Origin of the sequence: Lactobacillus sp. OTU4228, from assembly GCF_001006945.1 — a bacterium.
GTDB lineage: Bacteria > Bacillota > Bacilli > Lactobacillales > Lactobacillaceae > Lactobacillus > Lactobacillus amylovorus.
The window spans coordinates 1-18,532 of the sequence record NZ_CDLD01000024.1 but is presented as its reverse complement, the minus strand read 5'-3'; the positions used below and the strand labels follow the sequence as shown (position 1 = coordinate 18,532).

The following is an 18,532-nucleotide window of genomic DNA, read 5'->3' as shown; positions in this document are numbered from 1 at the left end:
AAAAAAGCTCTAAATTGAAACTTTCACCTAAAGAAATAAAAATATTTAAAATTGAATTATCCAACATAAAAGAAAGGGAGTTTTATATGATGTTGGTTATATCGTAAGTAAAGTGGCTATCGGTTATCGGTTAAATGAAATTACTGATCCTTTATCCGGCTTGAATGCGGCAATTGAACCAACGCTTGATGCTGTCGCAATAAAGATGCCATATTGGTCATTTGCGGAATCTGGTTATAACCATTATGAGTTAAGCAACCGAATGCAAGCCAGTGGGGAAGCAATGGGTGTTGGTCGCAATTTTGAAACTGCCTTTTTAAAGGCAATTGATGCCACGATCAATCTAGAGCTTGGTTGGAATGCATTTATTAAAGAGATTCATAAATCTAGTGATGAGATAATGGATGACATTATGCATCCCAACGAATTGCATTTAATCAATCTGCTTGCTGCAATTAATCAAGGCATTCCGTATGCAAAATTGCAAGAGATTACGCACTTGCATCCCATTTATTATCAAAAGTTACTGCATATTATTGAAATAGGTCAAAGGCTTTACGAAAATAAGGATCGTCTTTCTACGGATTTAATTGAAGAAGCTAAGGTATATGGCTTTTTCAATCCATTGTTAGCTAAGATTTTGGATCGCTCTGTAGATGATATTCATCGAATAATCGATCGCTTTAATCTGAAACCATCTTTCCTTAAGATCGATGGCTCAGCAGGTGTTTATAAGCCCAATGTATGTGCCTACTACAGTGCTTATAATGTTCAAAACGAAGCTCATGCCTTGGATGCTAAGAAAAAGATTCTAATTTTGGGAATGTTGCCGTTACAAGTTTCAGTTACCAGTGAATTCGACTATATGATTGCTCATGCCGCAAAAACTTTACATAAGAATGGCTATGTTACAGTATTACTTTCTAACAATGATGAATCTGTTTCTTCAAGAAATAAAGATGTAGATCGAGTTTATTTTGAATCAATCACGCTAGAGAACATTTTGACTATTACTAGAAAAGAAAAAATCACTGATGTCTTGTTGCAGTTTTCTGGTAAAAGAATAAGCGCATTAAGCAAAAAATTAGAAGAATGTGGCTTACATGTAATTGGTCAAGATCCAGCTTCTGATCCTCGTGATAAGATTGCTAATTTATTGAATCAAGAGATTGCTAATTTAAAACGAGTTCCATCATTAAATACAGACAATCCAGATGATGTGTTTGCCTTTGCAAATGAATATGGCTTTCCAATCTTAATTGGTGGAATGAACAAAGAAATCAAACAAAAATCTGCTGTTGTCTATGACGTTCCTGCGATTGAAAAGTATTTAAACGAAAATCAGCTTGATAAGATTTTAGTTTCTCGTTTCATTGAAGGAAATAAATATGAAGTAACTGCAATTTCAGATGGTGAAAATGTCACGCTTCCGGGTATTATTGAACACTTGGAACAGACAGGTTCACATGCGTCAGATTCTATTGCAGTTATTAAGCCACAGAATTTATCCCTTGAGCAACAAGATAAGATTGGAAAAGAATCTATCAAGTTAATCAAGCAAATGAAAACACGAGGAATTTTCAATTTGCACTACTTATTTGTAGGGGATAATTTATATTTATTGCAGATTAAGCCTTACGCAGGACATAACGTGGCATTTTTGTCCAAGTCTTTAAATAAAGATATTACTGCATGCGCAACAGAAGTTTTAATCGGCAAAAACTTAAATGAGATGGGTTATCCAAATGGATTATGGAAGACCAGCGATTTTATTCATATTAAAATGCCTGTCTTTTCATTTTTGAACTATAGTAGTGGTAATACTTTTGATTCAAATATGAAATCTTCCGGTTCCGTAATGGGTCGAGACACTCATTTGGCTAAAGCTTTGTATAAGGGATATGAAGCAAGTGATTTACATATTCCTAGTTATGGTACTATCTTTATTTCTGTTAGAGATGAGGATAAGGAGAGAGTTACTAAGCTGGCACGCAGATTTGATAGACTGGGCTTCAAGCTGATTGCAACTGAAGGTACTGCTAACATGTTTGCGGAAGCCGGTATTACAACTGGAGTAGTTGAAAAAGTTCATGATGATCCACGTAAGTTGCTGGATAAGATTCGCCAACATAAAATTGTAATGGTTGTCAATATTACTAACTTATCTGATGCAGCAAGCGAAGATGCGTTACGAATTAGAGATCAATCTTTGAACACACATATTCCAGTCTTTTCTAGTATCGAAACAGCAGAATTGATTTTGGATGTTTTAGAGTCCTTAGCTTTAACAACTCAACCAATTTAATTTGAATAATAAAAAAGCAAGATCTAGATAGATCTTGCTTATATGTTGAAGGATATGCTTTTAAGCATGTCCTTTTTATTTTTTCTCGACTTTCTTAGCCATTATCTCATCTTCATGAGGAGTAACCTCGATCGAATTTTGACCTGTATAAATTACAAAACCAGGTTTAGCACCGTTTGGCTTCTTGACCCGTTTATCTTGAACATAATCGACTTGGACATGGGCTGAATCTTTTCCTTTGGAGAAGAAAGCCGCAATTTCTGCTGCTTCCTTAATATCTTGGTCAGTTGGTTGATCATCACGCAAGATTACGTGAGAACCAGGCATGTTTTTAACATGGAACCAGTAATCAGACTTGTTAGCCTTCTTTAAAGTTAACCAATCATTTTGGTAGTTGTTCTTACCAACTAAGACGTGCTTACCTGATGAGAGTTTAAACTCATTCAAATTACGTTCAGTAATCTTCTTGCGACGCTTGTTTTTCTTTTGTTTACGGATATAGCCTTGATTGATTAATTCGTCATTAATTTGATCGATATCTTGTGGATCAGCATTATCAATTGCTGTTTGAATAGAATCAAAGTAGCGCAAATTTCCTTTGGCAATTTTGATCTGCTCATTAACGTGCTTAATGGAATCTCTTAATTTCTTATAACGAGTAAAGTATTTTTGAGCATTACGAGCAGGGGAAAGGGCGGGATCAAGTTTGATCTCTATTGGTACATTGTTCTCATAGTAGTTAGGTAATGATATTTTGGTCATTCCAGGTTTGACTTGAGACAAGTTTGCATTTAAGATTTCACCTTTGATTCGGTAGCCTTCAGAGTTTTCAGCTAAATCGAGTTGCTTCTCTAATTTTTTGACTTTTTTACTTAGCTTCTTTTGCTCGTTTTTGACAACTTGTTCTACCTGACTGGCACGTTGCTTTACCCAATCACGCGTTGCTTGATATTCGTAAAAGTCATCTAGTCCTTTATTTAGATCAGGATTAGAACTTTCTTTTTCAAGATCCAAATGATAAGGAAGATAACAAAAAATCTTTCTCTTGTTTCTAGGAGTTTTTAAAACAAAAGCACGTGGATTATTGAATTGATCAAAAAACGTCTTAAAGGATGAATAGCTGTAATCATCTTCAAGATAGCCAATTAATTCATTGCGATCGTCTCGATCTAAACCATCCATTTGTTTAGCCAACTCATCAGGTTGGTATTTGGAACTCAATTGCTTGAATTCATTTTCAGATAAAGTTAGTCCATTTAAGCCCGGCTTTAGAGGAGGTAATTCATATTTTGCTTTTGGCAAAAGAATGCGAGCTCTGTTTTCATCCGGATTGATTCGCTTCAATAAGTCGATAATATGATTGTTTTGTTGATCATAAAGAATGACATTACTGTGTCGACCCATTAATTCAACTGAAAGAACAAGTTTTACTTGGTCACCAAGTTCATTTCGATTGCTAAAATGGAAGTTCACGATACGATTTAAACCTACTTGCTCGATAGATTGTAAAACTGAACCTTCTAAGTACTTTCTCAGCACCATTACAAAAATAGGAGCTTTATCTGGATTAGCAATTGATTGATCAGTTAAATACATTCTTGGATATTGTGCATTAGCTGAAATTAAGAATTGATAATTCTTTCTATTTTTTCTGAAAATTAAAACTAGGTCTTGATCAAATGGTTGATAAATTTTTGATAAGCGACTGTCTACTAGGGTAGGAGTCAAGTCTTGTAATAAACTATGGATAAATAATCCATCAAATGCCATATATATCACCTCAAAATACGTCTAATATTATAACAGTAATTTAGCTATTTCTAAAATATTACTGTTCCAGCCTAGCATTAATCAAATCTAATACATAAGTATAAACTTATGTATTAGATGTTTCACAAATATTAAAATAAAATTAATAGCACATTGTTTCACACAGTGCTTAAAGCTGGAATCTGAAAGTTTGTTCTCAAATAGTATTATCAAAGTACCCATTAAATGATAAAATACAACTATAGCAAACACTACTTTTTGGAAAAAGGACATATATATGGATGTATTATTTTTTAGTACGATCGCAGATCAAATTAAAAAGGAAATAAATCACAAATGTGGCTTAAATATTTCACAAACAAGAATTCTATTGTATTTTGATGAAACTCATAATCAAGCTTTGGCAATGGGAAAACTAGCTGAAGCTTTAAATATTTCTTTGTCTACTTTGAGTCGTCAATTACAACAAAAAAAGACGCAAAATTATATAAAGATCGCGCGCTCAGAAAAAGACTCTAGCAAAATTGTTAGTCTTAATGATGAAGGAATAAAAAAGGTAAAAGAGTTAAAAGACGTGCTTGCTGAAATAGAAAAGAGCTTGTTTGTCTATCTTGATCAAGATGCCTCAACTTTATTTATCAAGCAATTAAATGAAATTGCCCAAACATCTGCATCCCTTGAAAAGACAGAATAGGGTGCGTAATTCAATGCTTTTATGCTATAATTTTCTGTATTAAGCATTGAATTTAATAAATGGGAAGGGTTAATAAATTGAAAATTGCATTAGTTACTGACAGTACTAGTGTCTTAACCAAACAAGAAGTTAGCGATAATAATATAACCGTAGTACCTATCCCTGTAATTGTCGGCGATAAGGAATACTTGGAAGGCGTAAATATTACCTCCGCACAACTTTTTGAAATACAAAGACAAGGTGCTGCTTTTCCAAAAACTTCGCAACCTAGCATGGGTGAAATGATTGGACTATGCAATAAGTTGCACAGTGAAGGCTATGAAGCAATCATTGCTATTGCATTATCAAGCGGAATTTCAGGATTTTACCCAAATCTAGTTAACATGGCACATAATAATCCTGAATATAACTTGTATCCATATGATTCTAAGATGACTGTAAGATTGCAAGGCTATTTGGTATTAGCTGCTGCAAGAATGATCAAGAATGGTATGGAACCAGAAGACATTCTAAAGAAGCTTGATGAAATTAGAGAAACCATTGACGAATTATTCGTTGTTGATGATTTGAAGAATCTTAGTCGTGGTGGACGATTAAGCAATGCAAGTGCGTTTATTGGTACAATGCTTCAAATTAAGCCTTTGTTGACCTTTAATGATGAAGGAAAAATTGTTGCATTTGATAAGATTAGATCTTTAAAACGTGCTGTATCTAAAGTAGAGAAGCTTGCATTAAAGAAAACAGCAGACTTACCATATAAGGATAAGCTTCGTCTGTTTGTATTCCATTCAAACGATCTAAAGCAAGCAGAAGAAATTAAACAATTCATAATTGATAATTTCCCTGACAAACCTGTTGACGTAGCAGAGTTTAGTCCAGTAATTGCAACTCACTTGGGTGAGAAGTCAATTGCCATTGCCTGGATGGTAGATATTGATAAATTAGACTTAAATAATTAAATGCAAAAGGAGTGAAGATTTGTCTCTTCACTCCTTTTTTGTATCTATAGGTAATAATAAAAATATAATTGCTAGTTCATTACTCATAATAATAATTTTATTATCAGCATCTTTTACAAAAGCAATAACTTAAATGTTATTGCTTAGTTAAATATTGATATTTTACAATAATAAATATATTATCACTACTTATGTTTCAAATCTTCATCAGAGATCTTATTTAACGCAGCTCTTTGCACTTTTTGATCAACATGTGTATATAAGTCTGTCGCTGTAGTTCCTTTTTGCCCCAGTTGCTGAGCCACTAATACTTGGTCTTTGGTTACTTCATATAACTCTGAAGCTAAAGTATGACGTAATTTATGTGGCGTAAGCGGGTGACCAAATGCAGCAGAATATTTATTGACCATTTTTTCAATGGCATTTGTAGTGATTCTTCTAGTTTGATTGTGCCATCTAGTTAAGAAAAAAGCTGTTTCTTTTTGATCGGCAGAATAGCGCTTCATTCGAATATTCTTATATTTTTGGATATAGTCTAAGGTCCATTCCGCAATAGGCACACTATCTTTTTGCCCACCTTTACGTGTTACGTCTAAAACAGCATCTTTTAAATTAAGATCTTGTAAATCCACGCCGGCGCATTCAGAAACACGTATGCCAGTGCCTAAGATTAAAGCAATAATAGCCATGTCTCTTTCTTTATTCATTTTGAATCCAGGCTTGGCCTGCTTATTGCATTTATTTTCGTAATCATGATCGATGAACTTTAGAAATTCAAATTTTAGATTTCCAGTGTACATATGCGATGCTAATACGTGAGCACGATAGTTAAGTGTCTTAGTATCATTCAAAGAATTAATTTTAAGCATCACATTACGATCAAAATAGGGCATCCCATTGTTGTTATCAGCAGTAATCGTTAAAAACTTAAAGAGGGACCTTAATGCGTTGATTGAACGATTAATCGTAGTTGGGGAATTTAAATGACCTTGTTTGTTTTTAGTATGGCCTAAGTAATCTATATAGAGCATTACATCATTGCGCCGTAATAAGGCTAATGTATCCGTTGTAACGTGTTTATTATCAGGAGCATTAGAGATACCTTCTTTACGCAGCCAACTTAAGAAGCGACGAATTTCCGTTAAATATTGATAAGTAGTAGTTAATGAATGATTGGTGCCAAGATTGTACTGTTTAACATAGTCTGGCATTTTATCTAATTCAATTTGAATTCGTTCAAGATATTTAGCAGTTTCCATAAGTTACTCCTTTGCAAACAAATGTTTCATTAAAAATTATATCATAAAAATAAAAACACCTATCTAATCAGATAGGTGTTTTTAAACACTAATTCAACTTCTTTATTCCTAATACCGACAACAATTATCTTTAGTAATCATCATAAAGCATTATTTATAAAAAAAGGCAAATCAGGAAATTATTTTACCACAACTGGGATACCAGCAACGCTATCTTAGCATGCCAGTTGTGGCAAACATTGATTAGCTATTCCAATATGGTTAACTTGCCTGTAGCAAATTACGCAATACTGTAAATAGTTTGAAGGTTGTATAGTACAATACAGCTTTCAATAGCATATTCTAAGCTGTTTGCTCTTAATGATCAAGCATAAAATGGTAATTTTTATTTAAAAATTGTACAATAAAGAAAAAACTATAAGTGAGATGAAAATTATGACAGAAGAAATTGAAGTAAACTTTCAAGCAAGAAATCCTAGTGGTATTAAGTTGCTAAATCGTCTATATGATGGACACTTAGTTTTAAACGATATTGGTGTGCGTTTGGACGAACAACTTAACAACGAGGATGAAGAATTAACCGTTCCAACTAAAGAAGATATTGATAATTTGAGCGATACATTTGGCAAGACTGTTGAAGCTTTTAGCGATATTACTAATGCTTATGGTGATGTTAACAGCTTTGCTGATAACTTTGCCGGTTCAACCAAAGACTTTGCAGAAAAATTAATTACAGAAATGGTTGATTTTAATAATGGTATTGCAGATATCGGTGATACTGAAGGTGGCCTTGAAAACTACGATAACGATAAGCTTAACGATTGGGTTAACCAATTAATGGGTGACATTGTAGAAACCAACGAATCATTTAATACTTTAGTTAATGAATAAGATTGGTTGAAAGAGTAAGTATATCTTGCTCTTTTTTTATTAATAAATGCTTGGAGAACAAATAATATAAAAACCATGTAGTCAAGATACACTACATGGTTTTTATATTTTTAATTATGTTAAGTTCTATTTCTTAAGACTGGCTACAGGGTAAACAGTGTAATCTGCACGATAAACGAATAGACGATGACCGTCAATTACGAATTGAGTTGACTTTTTCATATCACTCTTATGAATTGATACATTTTTCCCAGCAAAGACTGCTACAGGCATCCCTAATTGGCTTCTAATCATGACAACCTTAGAATCGCCAGACCAGTCATTCTTAAAGTTTTGATACATTGTATTTAAAATTGGCACAGCATGATTTTGATCATTGATATTAGTATGCTTGCTAAAGACGTCCTGATAGTTTTTAAGACCTTCATATGCGATTAAAGTAGAACCTACATGAATCATTCTATTATGTCCGTAATCAACGTCAATCACGCTAGAGCCCTCATTACCTTTATCGTCTTTCTGCGACATCTTCTTGTCGGTATGAATATTGACGGATTTTGCCTTAATCTGATCAATCTTTTGTCCATTTGAATCATAGGTTGATACAGTTAAAGGCAAAGCACCAATCTTTGAACGCATTGATAATTCCCAGTTGGCAATATTGCTGCAGGAAGATAGGGTTAAGGCCAATATTCCTATACCGAATATCATACCTAGCTTTTTCCTTAATTTCATAATTCTTCTCCAAATTCTAAAACACAATACTTTTAATACTATAATTTTATCATTAATAAAATACGCCAAAAATAAACTAGGTTTATATTCCTAGTTTATTTTTGGCGTATTTATTATTTGAACACTTCAGCCTTAACGTAAGCGTCTTTACCAACTCTGTAGTAGTCTTCACCGTTAATAGAATGCTTAGGGCCGTATGTCTTAACTGGGGAACCTTTCTTGTAAGTCTTCCAGCTACTGTTTAAACTACCGTCTCCTTGGTAAACTTCAGCGTCTTGCTTAAAGGTACGTGAGTTACCTAAAACGTTGCTTGCTAAAACATATCTGTTTTCGCCAACTCTGATTGCACTTTTACCATTCTTGAGCTTAGTTTTACCACCATAATAAGTGATAGAGCTGTAGGCCTTGTAACTATCACCAGTACGTTCTCCGTTTTGTTTGTAAACGTAGGCTTTGTACATTACAGTGCCTGTATGTTTAGTGTTAGGGTTGGTTGGTGCCTGAGAAACAGCAGCGCCAGAGATGGATAGTGGCAATATAGCTACGTTACCATCAGTTGACATGCCTTTCCAGTTGTCTGTGTATTGCCAAATTGCGACACCATCCATTGAAGGGAAGTACTTAAAGTTAGGCTTATCTACACGACCTGAGATAGCATATGCCGCAACCCATAATGAGTTAGGATATTTCTTTACGATAGATGGGGTATCAATGTTGTTTTGTAAAACTGATGAACTAGCGTAAAGAAGTGGTTGATAACCAGCGGCCTTGATTTCATCCATGAAGGCAAGGATTGCTTTAGCAGTGACGCTTTTACCATTAGTAATGATATTCCCTTGACCAGTTTCGTAGTCACAAGCAAGGTATGAGCCCTTAGGTAAACCTAATGCCTTAGCAGAAGAAATTGCGTATTGAGCTTCTTTCTTGGCCAGGGATGCATTAGAACTAAAGGTCGCAAAGTGGTAACCCATTGGCATCATGTCGTTAGCAATTGCTGACTTGATTTGACTAGCACCTTTAGGGTTGCGATAGCTGGTACCTTCACTTACTTTAACGATGGCAAATTGTGAACCAGCCTTTGCATGAGCGGATAGATCAGCACTTTGGTAGCTTGCTACATCAATTCCTAAAGCCTTTGCAGCTACAGAAGTGGTGGAAGCTTGCACTTGAGAAGTTGAAATAAAACTAGGGATAATGGTCATACCGGTGTTCATTAACATAGTAGCGCAGGCCAATTTAACGATAGTTTTCTTTTTAATCAAATTAATTCCTCCATAATTAGTGGAGAGAGTTAACATTTATATCTCTCACTTAATATATCTAAATTTTATATATTATAGACTACATTGGTAAGTACTAAAAGGCAATATTCGAGATCGATTATTAATGAATTAGTAATAGTATAGAAATATTTTGCAATCAAACTGAGATAAATGTTAACTTTTATTTTCAGGGGGATAGAATTTAAGTGAAAAAGCGTTTGCAAGAATAGAGGCGAACAATTATAAAAGAGGCTCAGCTAGTCCAGCAGCATCAGTTATATCCTGGTAGCCAAATGCGGAAGCAATTAGATCTAACCGCACTAACTCCTTCAAATAGTGATGAAAAAGTTGGTAAGAAACCTAAGGTGTTGAATGTCATTTTCAATATTCTTATTGTTGTTTTAGTTCTTTCTGGAAAATAAATCAGCAACAATTAATTATTATTACTTATAGTGAAAATGGAATAAAGAAATTAGGCCAATTGCTCGGTATAGTAAGCAATAGATCAGAAAGATCAAATAAAATTAAATTTGAATAATTTAAATCCGGGGATGAATTTTTTAGGTAAAAAGATGAAAAGAAATCGCATAATCATTTCTCTATTAGTTCTTATTCTGTCACTTTGTATTTCTGCTTGTTTGAATCAACAAGCGAGTGCTCAAAAAATTCCTATTAAGGGAAGTGCAACTTTATTTTTCCATGGTGGCGGCTCATCTTACCATGCGGAAGAACATATGGTAAAAGCTGCAGAAAATGCAGGCGTAACTGACTCAGTTATAAGAACTGAAGTTGCTGATAATGGACAGGTTACACTAATTGGAAAATGGAAGAAGAATGCTAAAAATCCAATCTGTGAGGTAAATTATCAAAATAATCGTCAACTAGATTTCAAAAAGCATGGCATTTATGCAACGAATGTGGTTAAGGCTTTACAGAAGAACTATAAGATTAGATCAATTAATATGGTGGGACATTCTTTAGGTAATATTTCTATCATGTATTACATGTTGAATAATGTAAACAAGAAGGGTATGCCACGCCTTAATAAAATAGTAAATATGGCTGGACATTTTGCCGGATTGAATTTCGAAGTTCCAGAGGATATTCGACAACCCCAAAATTTAAAGCTTGATAAAAACGGCAAGCCTAATAAAATGAATGCAACTTATAGACAAATGGCGAAATTAAGATCGATTTATCCTAAAAATCAGGTTAAAGTGTTAAACATTATCGGTGATATTGGCGGTAAAACTGATGGGACAGTGCCTAACGTTTCATCATTATCTTTGAAATATATTATTGGCAATCGTGCTAAGAGTTATCGCGTGATGAAATTTACAGGTAAGAATGCGCGGCATTCGAGACTACATGAAAATGCTCAAGTTGATAAAGCGCTGATTATGTTTTTGTGGAATAAGTAGATAAAAAAGCATCCCTGGATGAGAATGAATCTTATTCAAGGATGCTTTTAATAATTTCTATTATTAAAATTCAATATCTAAATGCCAACTATGCAATAGGACATGACTTTTTCTTTCTCAGCAGTTGTAATTTTGCGTGAAAACTGAACTTCAAATACCGTTCTTTGATTCAATCTAGCAAGACTTGCTTTAACATTGCCTGAGAAAACAAGCTGACCATGATTGATTAGGAGAATTTTATTAGCTACTTTTTGTGCAAAATCTAACTGGTGAGTGGTAACTAAAATACCAATTCCATGAGAAGCTAATTGCTTTAACATATTAGTCATAATCTTAGTTGAAGCTAGATCAAGTCCTAAAGTTGGTTCATCTAGAATCAATAGCTGGGGATGCGCAATCATGGCACAACAGATACCAATAATTTGCTGCATCCCACGACTTAGTTTGGTAATAACTGTATCTTTTTAATAAAAACAAGCCTTTTTCTGTCGCTTCTTTCTTGTTAAGACCTCTTTGACCACCCCAATAAATAAAGTTTTCTATGGGTGATAGGGACCAAAACATGTTTTTGGAGCCTTCTAGTAGGACACCGGTATTTTTAAGAAGAGGCAGATTTTTATGGGTAGCATCTTGACCTTGAAAGAATATTTGTCCCTGATCTGGACTAATTAAATTTAAAATCATTTTTAGAGTTGAAGTTTTACCAGCACCATTTGGACCTAAAAAGGCAACAATATCGCCACTGTTTACTTCGAAAGAAACATTAGAAACTGCTTTTTTATTTGCTTTTTGGTATGTTTTGGAAATGTTTTTAACTGTTAAAAGATTAGACATATTGATCATCCTTTCTTTTTCAACTGCTCGTTGATATGTTTAATATCAAGCCATAAGTTGTAAAGGTATCTTCCATAAGCAATTACATATACAACAACGAAATTAAGTACTGCTATTCCAAAGGACTGCCATGTGTAACTGAGACCATTAAGTAAGAAATAAAATAGAATCCAAGCGACAAAACAGACAAAGAAGTTAATTATAATTTGTTCTCTTAATGACCACTTATCATTATCAAAAATCCAACTACTCAGATTGAAAGAAAGTCCAATTAAGAATGAAACAACAAGCCAAATAAGAAAAGATATAAATGATAACTAGGCTTTCTCTATGCCAATGCGTTGATTATTAAGTGAAAGCAATACATTTACAGCCAAACAAATCATGCCAATACTAATACCAAGTTGCCGTTTTCTAACATTTTTAGATGATCTAATTTACGATAATTAATAACGGCGCTTCTGGAAGCCATAATAAAATCGCTGGGTAAATTCTTCTCAATCTGATATAAGCGTCCCTTAAAGATATACTTATCAGATTGGGTGTAAATTTGTGTTTTTTCATTTTCCACTTGAATTAAGAAAATATCACTATACTTGACTTGAAATACTTGACTTGAAAGGCATCCCTATCTTGATAACACCAAAGAAAATCTTGTTTAGAATTTAACTCTTTGGTAATTTGTTCAATTTTGGTAGTCATCTTTTTTATCCAAAATTCAGCTTTTTCTTCGTTTAAATTTGAATTAATATTTAGCTTAACTTTCATTAATTTTCCTCCTCGTTGTTTAACAGTATACATGTTTATTGTTACCAATCTAGCTAATTTCGGTAAACGGTAGTAATAACTCGGTGAATGGTTTATTTTCATTGTTCCAATAGAAAAAAGAGATTGACAATCTCCAATTAGGGATGTGTCAATCTCTTTTATTATCTTAAGTATATTAAATAAAATATAGGTGTGAGTACCTCGGCTAAGCCTTGTAAGAGGATCGCAATACCAGCTCCAAAATGTTGGATGATCAATCCACCTAGAAAAGAGCCAATAGGAATCATACAGTTAATAATGCTACTATTAATTGTCTCAATTCTACCAAGTATGCGTGGACTAAAGCTTTCTTGGATTAGCACTTCAAAATTAATATTCATAATGCTAATCCAAAAGGCACTGCTAAGCGCAAAGATAAGTATTAGCCAAGGGATGTAGTTAGCAACAAGAGCCTCCAAAACTACAGAAATTCCAGCTAATCCCAAACAAATAACAATTAGTTGTTCTAAGTTTGGTTTTAAAGTATCAATCTTACTAACAATTAGACTGCCTAGTAAACCACCAATAGAAGAAAAGAGTTCCAATCCACCGTAACTGATTGCTGATTTAGTTAGATATTGACTCGAAAAATATGGCATCCCTACTGATGCAATACCGTAGAATAAGTTAGTTACTGCAAGAGGGATGATTAAAAGTAAGATTCTCCCTTTATTTTTTAATACATACCATCCTTTAAGCAAATCTTGTAAATATTTACCGGTGAAGTAGTCATGATCTTTTACAGATACTATTAAGTTTCTTGGTAGATATAACTTTGCATAAAAGCCAAGAGCAATAGTAAAAACGAAAGCACTGATGACCATTGCCTTATTAAATGAAAAATAAGTCACTATCACCGCAGCCAACGCATCAAGAAATAAATCTAAAATTCGATAAGTTACTTGAAATAAGCTATTAACCTTAGTTAATTTATTTTTATTGACTATAGATGGCAAGATCTTTTCTTCAGCTGGATAAATTAAAGTTGATCCAATGGTAGACAGTATATATGTTAGTAGCAATAGAACCAATGTTAATGTTTTCCAGTTTTTAAAATGAAATAAGATTGAAGCAACTATGCTTAAAATGATTTGACCAACTGTTACATATTTAAGCAAGTTTTTAATGTAGACTCTATCGATCAATGGGCCAAATATGAATTCACACATATCGATAGTCGAATCTGCAATAAAAACCAATGACAGAATCATTGGTGAATGAAAAATAATCTTAAAGTACCACAAAATAGTTATGTAGAATAACGAATCTGCGATATTAGTAGCTATACGTCCAATTAATAATCTGCTTATACTTTTAAACATTTTCCCATTCCTTTAATAATACTGTGACAAAACAAGTATTTCTGAAAGTCAGGGAAAAGTTATCTATTCAATTGTAGTTAACCAAACCCCAAACCTTCAGAATTTGGGGCTGAGCTGTAAGTAGCGCTTAACGGTTAAAAGAAAGTAGTTTAACCGCAAGCTTAAACCTAAGTTTTTATGAAGAAACACTTAGAATACATCTCCTGTTTAAAAGTTGATCACATTATAGCACATAGCTTTAGTATCAAACAATTGCATCTTAGTTAGAAAAAATGACCACATAGTAAAAATGTGTTGTAAATTAAAAGTAGGGGGATAATATTAAAATATAAATAAATTTATAAGCAATTTAAAAGGATCTTGGAGGAAAAGCCTATGACAATCAAAGAGCTTTTTAAAAGTAACATACCGCGTTCGATCTTAATCATTGCGCTATATGTGTTATTTGCATTTTCTGGTAGTTTTTCGCAGTACTTTCTTAAATACGCTTTGAACGGAATTACTGCCGGAAAACTAAATACGTATATTTATTGGCAAGTTATTCAGGCGATACTAGAAGTGGTTACTGCATTGCTTTTGCCAATTGCAACGGTGATTTTTACAAAACAAACGCAAGATTATCTGCATCAGATTAGACAAGACATCATGCATCATTACTACGGTGAGGGGGATGCAAAGCTAACTGATATGCAGAATGAACTAACTGAAAACCTTAAGTTGCTTACAACCAACTACGCAGCCACTTGGGTAACTATTTTAAGTGGTGTATTAGAGATTACTATCGCGATTGCCTTGCTGATAAGCATGAACTGGATTCTGATTGTAACGACGGCTATCTTAGCGGTGATCACTTTGTCTTTACCAAAAATAATGGAGAAAAAGACCTCCGTGGCGATGGATAAAGTGAACCAGGAACACAGCAAGTTGCTGAATGCAATTGAACATTGGCTAGGCGGTCTGCAAGAATTACGTCGATATACTGCTTATGGTAGATTAGCCAGACAAATGCAAAAGGCGAGCAGCTATTATGTTAAGGCGAATAAGCAAAACTATAAGTACCAAGCAATTTCTGAGATTATCAATGGGTTTGGTAATGCCTTAGCTCAAATAGGGATGTCCGTTGTAGCTGGTGTATTGTTCTTAATGCATATTATTTCATTTGGTGATTTCGCTGTTGCAAGCAGTTTTGCTTTTACCATCTTTTCAGGCATCTGGAATATCACGAATTCGTTAACCAAGGTTAAATCAACTAAGGCTTTACGTGAACAAACCGCTGAGTTACGTAAAAAGATGGCAAATACCGATTTAAACAAAACAGATGTCTATGGTGTTACTGTATCTGGATTAAAGGCTAAGTATAAAGAGGGAGAAGAAATCTCCTATCCTGATTTCACAATCAAGAAGGGGCAAAAAGTTCTGTTAGTTGGTGATTCAGGTACTGGTAAATCTACTTTATTCAAGATTTTATTAGGCAAGCTTAAGCCTGAAGCTGGTCAAGTTGCTTTCTTTGATAAGAACGGACAAGCCCTTTCTTTAGACAAAGCAAAAGTAGGTTATTTACCTCAAGATCCAATTGTCTTTCCCGCAAGTATTAAAGATAATATTGTGATGTTTAATGATAAATTGACGGATAGACTAAAAGAAGTTACTCAAGCCGTTCAATTGCAGCCTGATTTAGCTAAAATGCCAGCGGGTATTGATACTAAAGTAGATTTAAAGAAGGAAAATCTATCAGGTGGTCAAAGACAGAAAGTGGTTTTAGCTAGAAGTGAAATTCATGAGCAGCCTTTTGTTTTAATGGATGAGGTAACTAGTGCCATTGATCAAACTGCTACGGAAAGGATTATCGATCAACTACTTCAAACGGATCAAACAATCTTGTTAATTGCACATAACTTCACTCCAAAACTCCAGGCAAAATTCGATCAAATAATTCAATTAAAGAGTAAGAAAGAAGGGACAGAAAAATGAATTTAAAACAGTTTGTTAAAATACATCCCTTTAGATTTGCTTTATTTGTCTTGGGATCAATAGTAGTACCTGCTATAGCTATTTTCAGTACTTACTTAACTCAAACTTTAACGAATGTAATCTTGGCAAGAAATTGGCATGAGTTTATCTTAATAGCCATAGTATGTTTTATCATCATGCTTATTTTGTATTTCTTATTGCCAATAGTGCAGAATCTTGATAATTATTTACAACAGGATTTGAACCAACAAGTCAGAGCCAAGATAGTTAAGCATTATTATGATGATCAAAAACAGCACACCGTTGCAGACATGCAGAATAGATTGACTAATGATTTAACGCTGATTAATGAAAACTACTTTACCAACTTGTTTGGTGTGATTTACGGTACTGTCTTGATTATCAGTGTAGTAATCTATTTAATTCTGTTAAGTTGGCAGTTATTAATCGTGATTTGCATAATGGTAGCTGTATCATTGCTTTTACCTAAATTAACAGAGAAACCACTACAAAAAGCCAATCAGATGATTTCTGATAGTAATCAAGCCTATCTAGATACATTGAATGATTGGCTATCAGGACTAGAACAGATTAGACAATTTATGGCAGGAGCTAAGTTGTTTTCAGTCACTGCCAATGCTTCAAAGAAATTGGAAGATGCTAACGTGAAGCAAACAGGCTATATCAAGTTGCTTGAAGCTGTTAATGGAATTGTCTCAGCTTTGTTTGGATTAATCCTGTTCATTTTGGCTGGTGTCTTAGTTAAGCAAGGTAGTATTACTATTGGTGCTTTGATGATTGTAGGGAATTTCCGTTTTTACCTTAGTCAAGGTATTAATATGGTTACATCTGGACGTGGTGCAATGAAAGGCACAACCAAGTTGATTGATGAAGTTGATCAATCAGCAAGTAAGGTTGAAGTACCAAAAGAAAAGCAAGGTGTTGTACCAGCTTCAATTGAAACTCATGATCTTAAGTTGCAGTTCCCAAATGGAGAAAAATTAGCTTTCGCAGACTTACAGATTAAACAAGGTGAAAAGATTCTGTTAACTGGTGATTCAGGAGCCGGAAAATCTACTTTATTTAAATTGATCTTAGGAGAACTAAAACCAAGTGAAGGTAATGTAGTATACAAGGATCAAAATGGTAAGGAAATTGTTCCTGACTTAAGTAAGATTGGTTATATTCCACAGAATCCAGTTGTCTTTCCAGCTACAATTGAAGATAACATTACCATGTTTAATGAGAAGCTTGATAACAGAGTGGACCAAGCAGTTAAAGAGGTCGACTTTGATACAGATATTTCTAAGTTCAAAGATGGCTTGAATGAAGAACTTGATTTGGACAAGTTGAATATCTCAGGTGGTCAACGGCAAAAGATCGTTCTAGCTAGAGCTAAGGTACATAATAGCGATATTATTTTAATTGATGAGGGAACTAGTGCAATTGATCAGAATGCAACGATGGATATTCTTAAGAACCTAGTTAAGAGTAAAGCGACAATCGTCTTTATTGCGCATAATTTCAATGAAGGGATGCGCAGGTTGTTTGATCGGGAGATTCACTTGGTGAAAGGATAGATTTAATGAAGAAAAGCATTAAATACTTTAGGCCGTTATATGTGCTTCTATTGTTACTAGTTGCTTTTACTGTTTTAGCGATCGGTTTAATTCTTTCTTCTTCTTTTCATTCAAGCAGTAATACACCAATTCTTATGCTTAAGTTGAACACTGCTAATGATGAAAAACCTCTGTATCGGAAACTATTAGTTAATGGTGAATTAGATAAAGGAAAGAAATTTAAAGTAAAGAATGAGGAGATTGTTGATGCAAGTGACATCTTTATAGATCATGTTAATCGAAAATCAAATTCAATTTATTTGACCGTTAAGAAACATGTTTTAAAAGATCAATTTAAAAAGCAGGTTCGTAATCCAATTTATGATCGAATGATCAAGCAAGTGGTAAAAGAACAGCAACATCCGATTTTTGTCTTTACCATGTTTAAAACGAAGAATCATTACTATGCTTATCTGGCGTTAAATGCAGGGATTGATGATACGGGTACGATTTATCGTTATTCTAAGAAAGATAAAAAGATGAGTGGCATAGGTCAAACAAGTAATGATGAGCACGTTGTAGCTATAAGAGAAATAACAAGATAATACAGAAAGATGTTTTAGTGGTGACGTTGTGTCACTACATACAATATCTAGTTTTAAGTTTGAGGTTGAATCTTGTTAGTTTTCTTCAAATTACCAAAATGTACTTTTTAGGGGGTTAACGCTGCTATTATCCGCTAA

15 protein-coding genes and 2 pseudogenes are annotated in these 18,532 nt (G+C 33.9%); 8 read left to right on the top strand and 9 right to left on the bottom strand.

The genetic code is table 11. From position 1 onward, the window contains the following. Positions 1-82: 82 nt before the first annotated feature. Positions 83-2,305: pseudogene (locus BN1206_RS05325) on the top strand (carbamoyl phosphate synthase large subunit); the annotation flags it as partial. A 75-nt stretch (positions 2,306-2,380) separates the two neighbouring features. Here the strand turns inward: BN1206_RS05325 and BN1206_RS05320 are convergent. Further along, a complete protein-coding gene (locus BN1206_RS05320) occupies positions 2,381-4,075 on the bottom strand; it encodes an Rqc2 family fibronectin-binding protein (protein ID WP_013438032.1) in 1,695 nt (564 codons plus the stop codon). A 277-nt stretch (positions 4,076-4,352) separates the two neighbouring features. On the opposite strand from BN1206_RS05320, the gene BN1206_RS05315 reads away from it, so the two are divergent. Together BN1206_RS05315 and BN1206_RS05310 are read left to right on the top strand one after the other, a co-directional pair. After that, positions 4,353-4,769, top strand: a complete 417-nt coding sequence (locus BN1206_RS05315) for a MarR family winged helix-turn-helix transcriptional regulator (protein ID WP_014565894.1) — start codon at positions 4,353-4,355, stop codon at positions 4,767-4,769. Positions 4,770-4,846: 77 nt separating this feature from the next. Next, the gene (locus BN1206_RS05310) at positions 4,847-5,728 is read left to right on the top strand and encodes a DegV family protein (protein ID WP_052543022.1); all 882 of its coding nucleotides are present in this window, start codon (positions 4,847-4,849) and stop codon (positions 5,726-5,728) included. A 185-nt stretch (positions 5,729-5,913) separates the two neighbouring features. Here the strand turns inward: BN1206_RS05310 and xerS are convergent, their stop codons facing one another. Further along, positions 5,914-6,987, bottom strand: a complete 1,074-nt coding sequence (gene xerS / locus BN1206_RS05305; RefSeq protein WP_013438029.1) for a tyrosine recombinase XerS — start codon at positions 6,985-6,987, stop codon at positions 5,914-5,916. A 435-nt stretch (positions 6,988-7,422) separates the two neighbouring features. Here xerS and BN1206_RS05300 point away from each other — a divergent pair, with 435 nt between their 5' ends. After that, positions 7,423-7,878 (top strand): hypothetical protein, encoded by a 456-nt coding sequence (locus BN1206_RS05300; protein WP_052543021.1) that lies wholly within the window; start codon positions 7,423-7,425, stop codon positions 7,876-7,878. Between the two features lie 126 nt (positions 7,879-8,004). Here the strand turns inward: BN1206_RS05300 and BN1206_RS05295 are convergent, their stop codons facing one another. Further along, positions 8,005-8,613: a DUF5052 family protein gene (locus tag BN1206_RS05295; protein ID WP_052543020.1), complete on the bottom strand. Its 609-nt coding sequence runs from the start codon at positions 8,611-8,613 to the stop codon at positions 8,005-8,007. A gap of 113 nt (positions 8,614-8,726) precedes the next feature. Further along, the gene (locus BN1206_RS05290; RefSeq protein ID WP_014565892.1) at positions 8,727-9,875 is read right to left on the bottom strand and encodes a GH25 family lysozyme; all 1,149 of its coding nucleotides are present in this window, start codon (positions 9,873-9,875) and stop codon (positions 8,727-8,729) included. Between the two features lie 572 nt (positions 9,876-10,447). Here BN1206_RS05290 and BN1206_RS05285 point away from each other — a divergent pair. Continuing rightward, positions 10,448-11,296 carry an alpha/beta hydrolase gene (locus BN1206_RS05285; RefSeq protein ID WP_052543023.1) on the top strand — a complete coding sequence of 283 codons (849 nt, stop codon included), beginning with the start codon at positions 10,448-10,450 and terminating at the stop codon, positions 11,294-11,296. 92 nt (positions 11,297-11,388) lie between these two features. Here BN1206_RS05285 and BN1206_RS05280 read toward each other — a convergent pair. The 5 genes and pseudogenes from BN1206_RS05280 to BN1206_RS05270 all read right to left on the bottom strand — a co-directional run. Next, positions 11,389-12,130, bottom strand: a pseudogene (locus BN1206_RS05280) (ABC transporter ATP-binding protein); the annotation flags it as partial. A 5-nt stretch (positions 12,131-12,135) separates the two neighbouring features. Beyond that, positions 12,136-12,426, bottom strand: coding sequence for a DUF3021 domain-containing protein (locus tag BN1206_RS09490; RefSeq protein ID WP_255349908.1), 291 nt, complete (start codon positions 12,424-12,426; stop codon positions 12,136-12,138). An 86-nt stretch (positions 12,427-12,512) separates the two neighbouring features. Further along, positions 12,513-12,701: a LytTR family DNA-binding domain-containing protein gene (locus BN1206_RS10095; protein ID WP_231575978.1), complete on the bottom strand. Its 189-nt coding sequence runs from the start codon at positions 12,699-12,701 to the stop codon at positions 12,513-12,515. 5 nt (positions 12,702-12,706) lie between these two features. Continuing rightward, positions 12,707-12,898 (bottom strand): hypothetical protein, encoded by a 192-nt coding sequence (locus BN1206_RS10090; protein ID WP_231575977.1) that lies wholly within the window; start codon positions 12,896-12,898, stop codon positions 12,707-12,709. Between the two features lie 161 nt (positions 12,899-13,059). Beyond that, positions 13,060-14,259 carry an MFS transporter gene (locus tag BN1206_RS05270; protein ID WP_052543019.1) on the bottom strand — a complete coding sequence of 400 codons (1,200 nt, stop codon included), beginning with the start codon at positions 14,257-14,259 and terminating at the stop codon, positions 13,060-13,062. A 375-nt stretch (positions 14,260-14,634) separates the two neighbouring features. Between BN1206_RS05270 and BN1206_RS05265 the strand changes: the two genes are divergently transcribed. From BN1206_RS05265 to BN1206_RS05255, 3 genes are read left to right on the top strand one after another with little or no spacing between them, the layout of a single operon-like run. Continuing rightward, positions 14,635-16,230, top strand: coding sequence for an ATP-binding cassette domain-containing protein (locus tag BN1206_RS05265; RefSeq protein WP_052543018.1), 1,596 nt, complete (start codon positions 14,635-14,637; stop codon positions 16,228-16,230). After that, a complete protein-coding gene (locus BN1206_RS05260; RefSeq protein ID WP_052543017.1) occupies positions 16,227-17,810 on the top strand; it encodes an ATP-binding cassette domain-containing protein in 1,584 nt (527 codons plus the stop codon). Before BN1206_RS05265 ends, BN1206_RS05260 begins: the two co-directional genes overlap by 4 nt. Before the next feature lie 5 nt (positions 17,811-17,815). Then, complete coding sequence (locus tag BN1206_RS05255; RefSeq protein WP_052543016.1) at positions 17,816-18,394, top strand: hypothetical protein; 579 nt, start codon at positions 17,816-17,818, stop codon at positions 18,392-18,394. Positions 18,395-18,532: the final 138 nt, after the last annotated feature.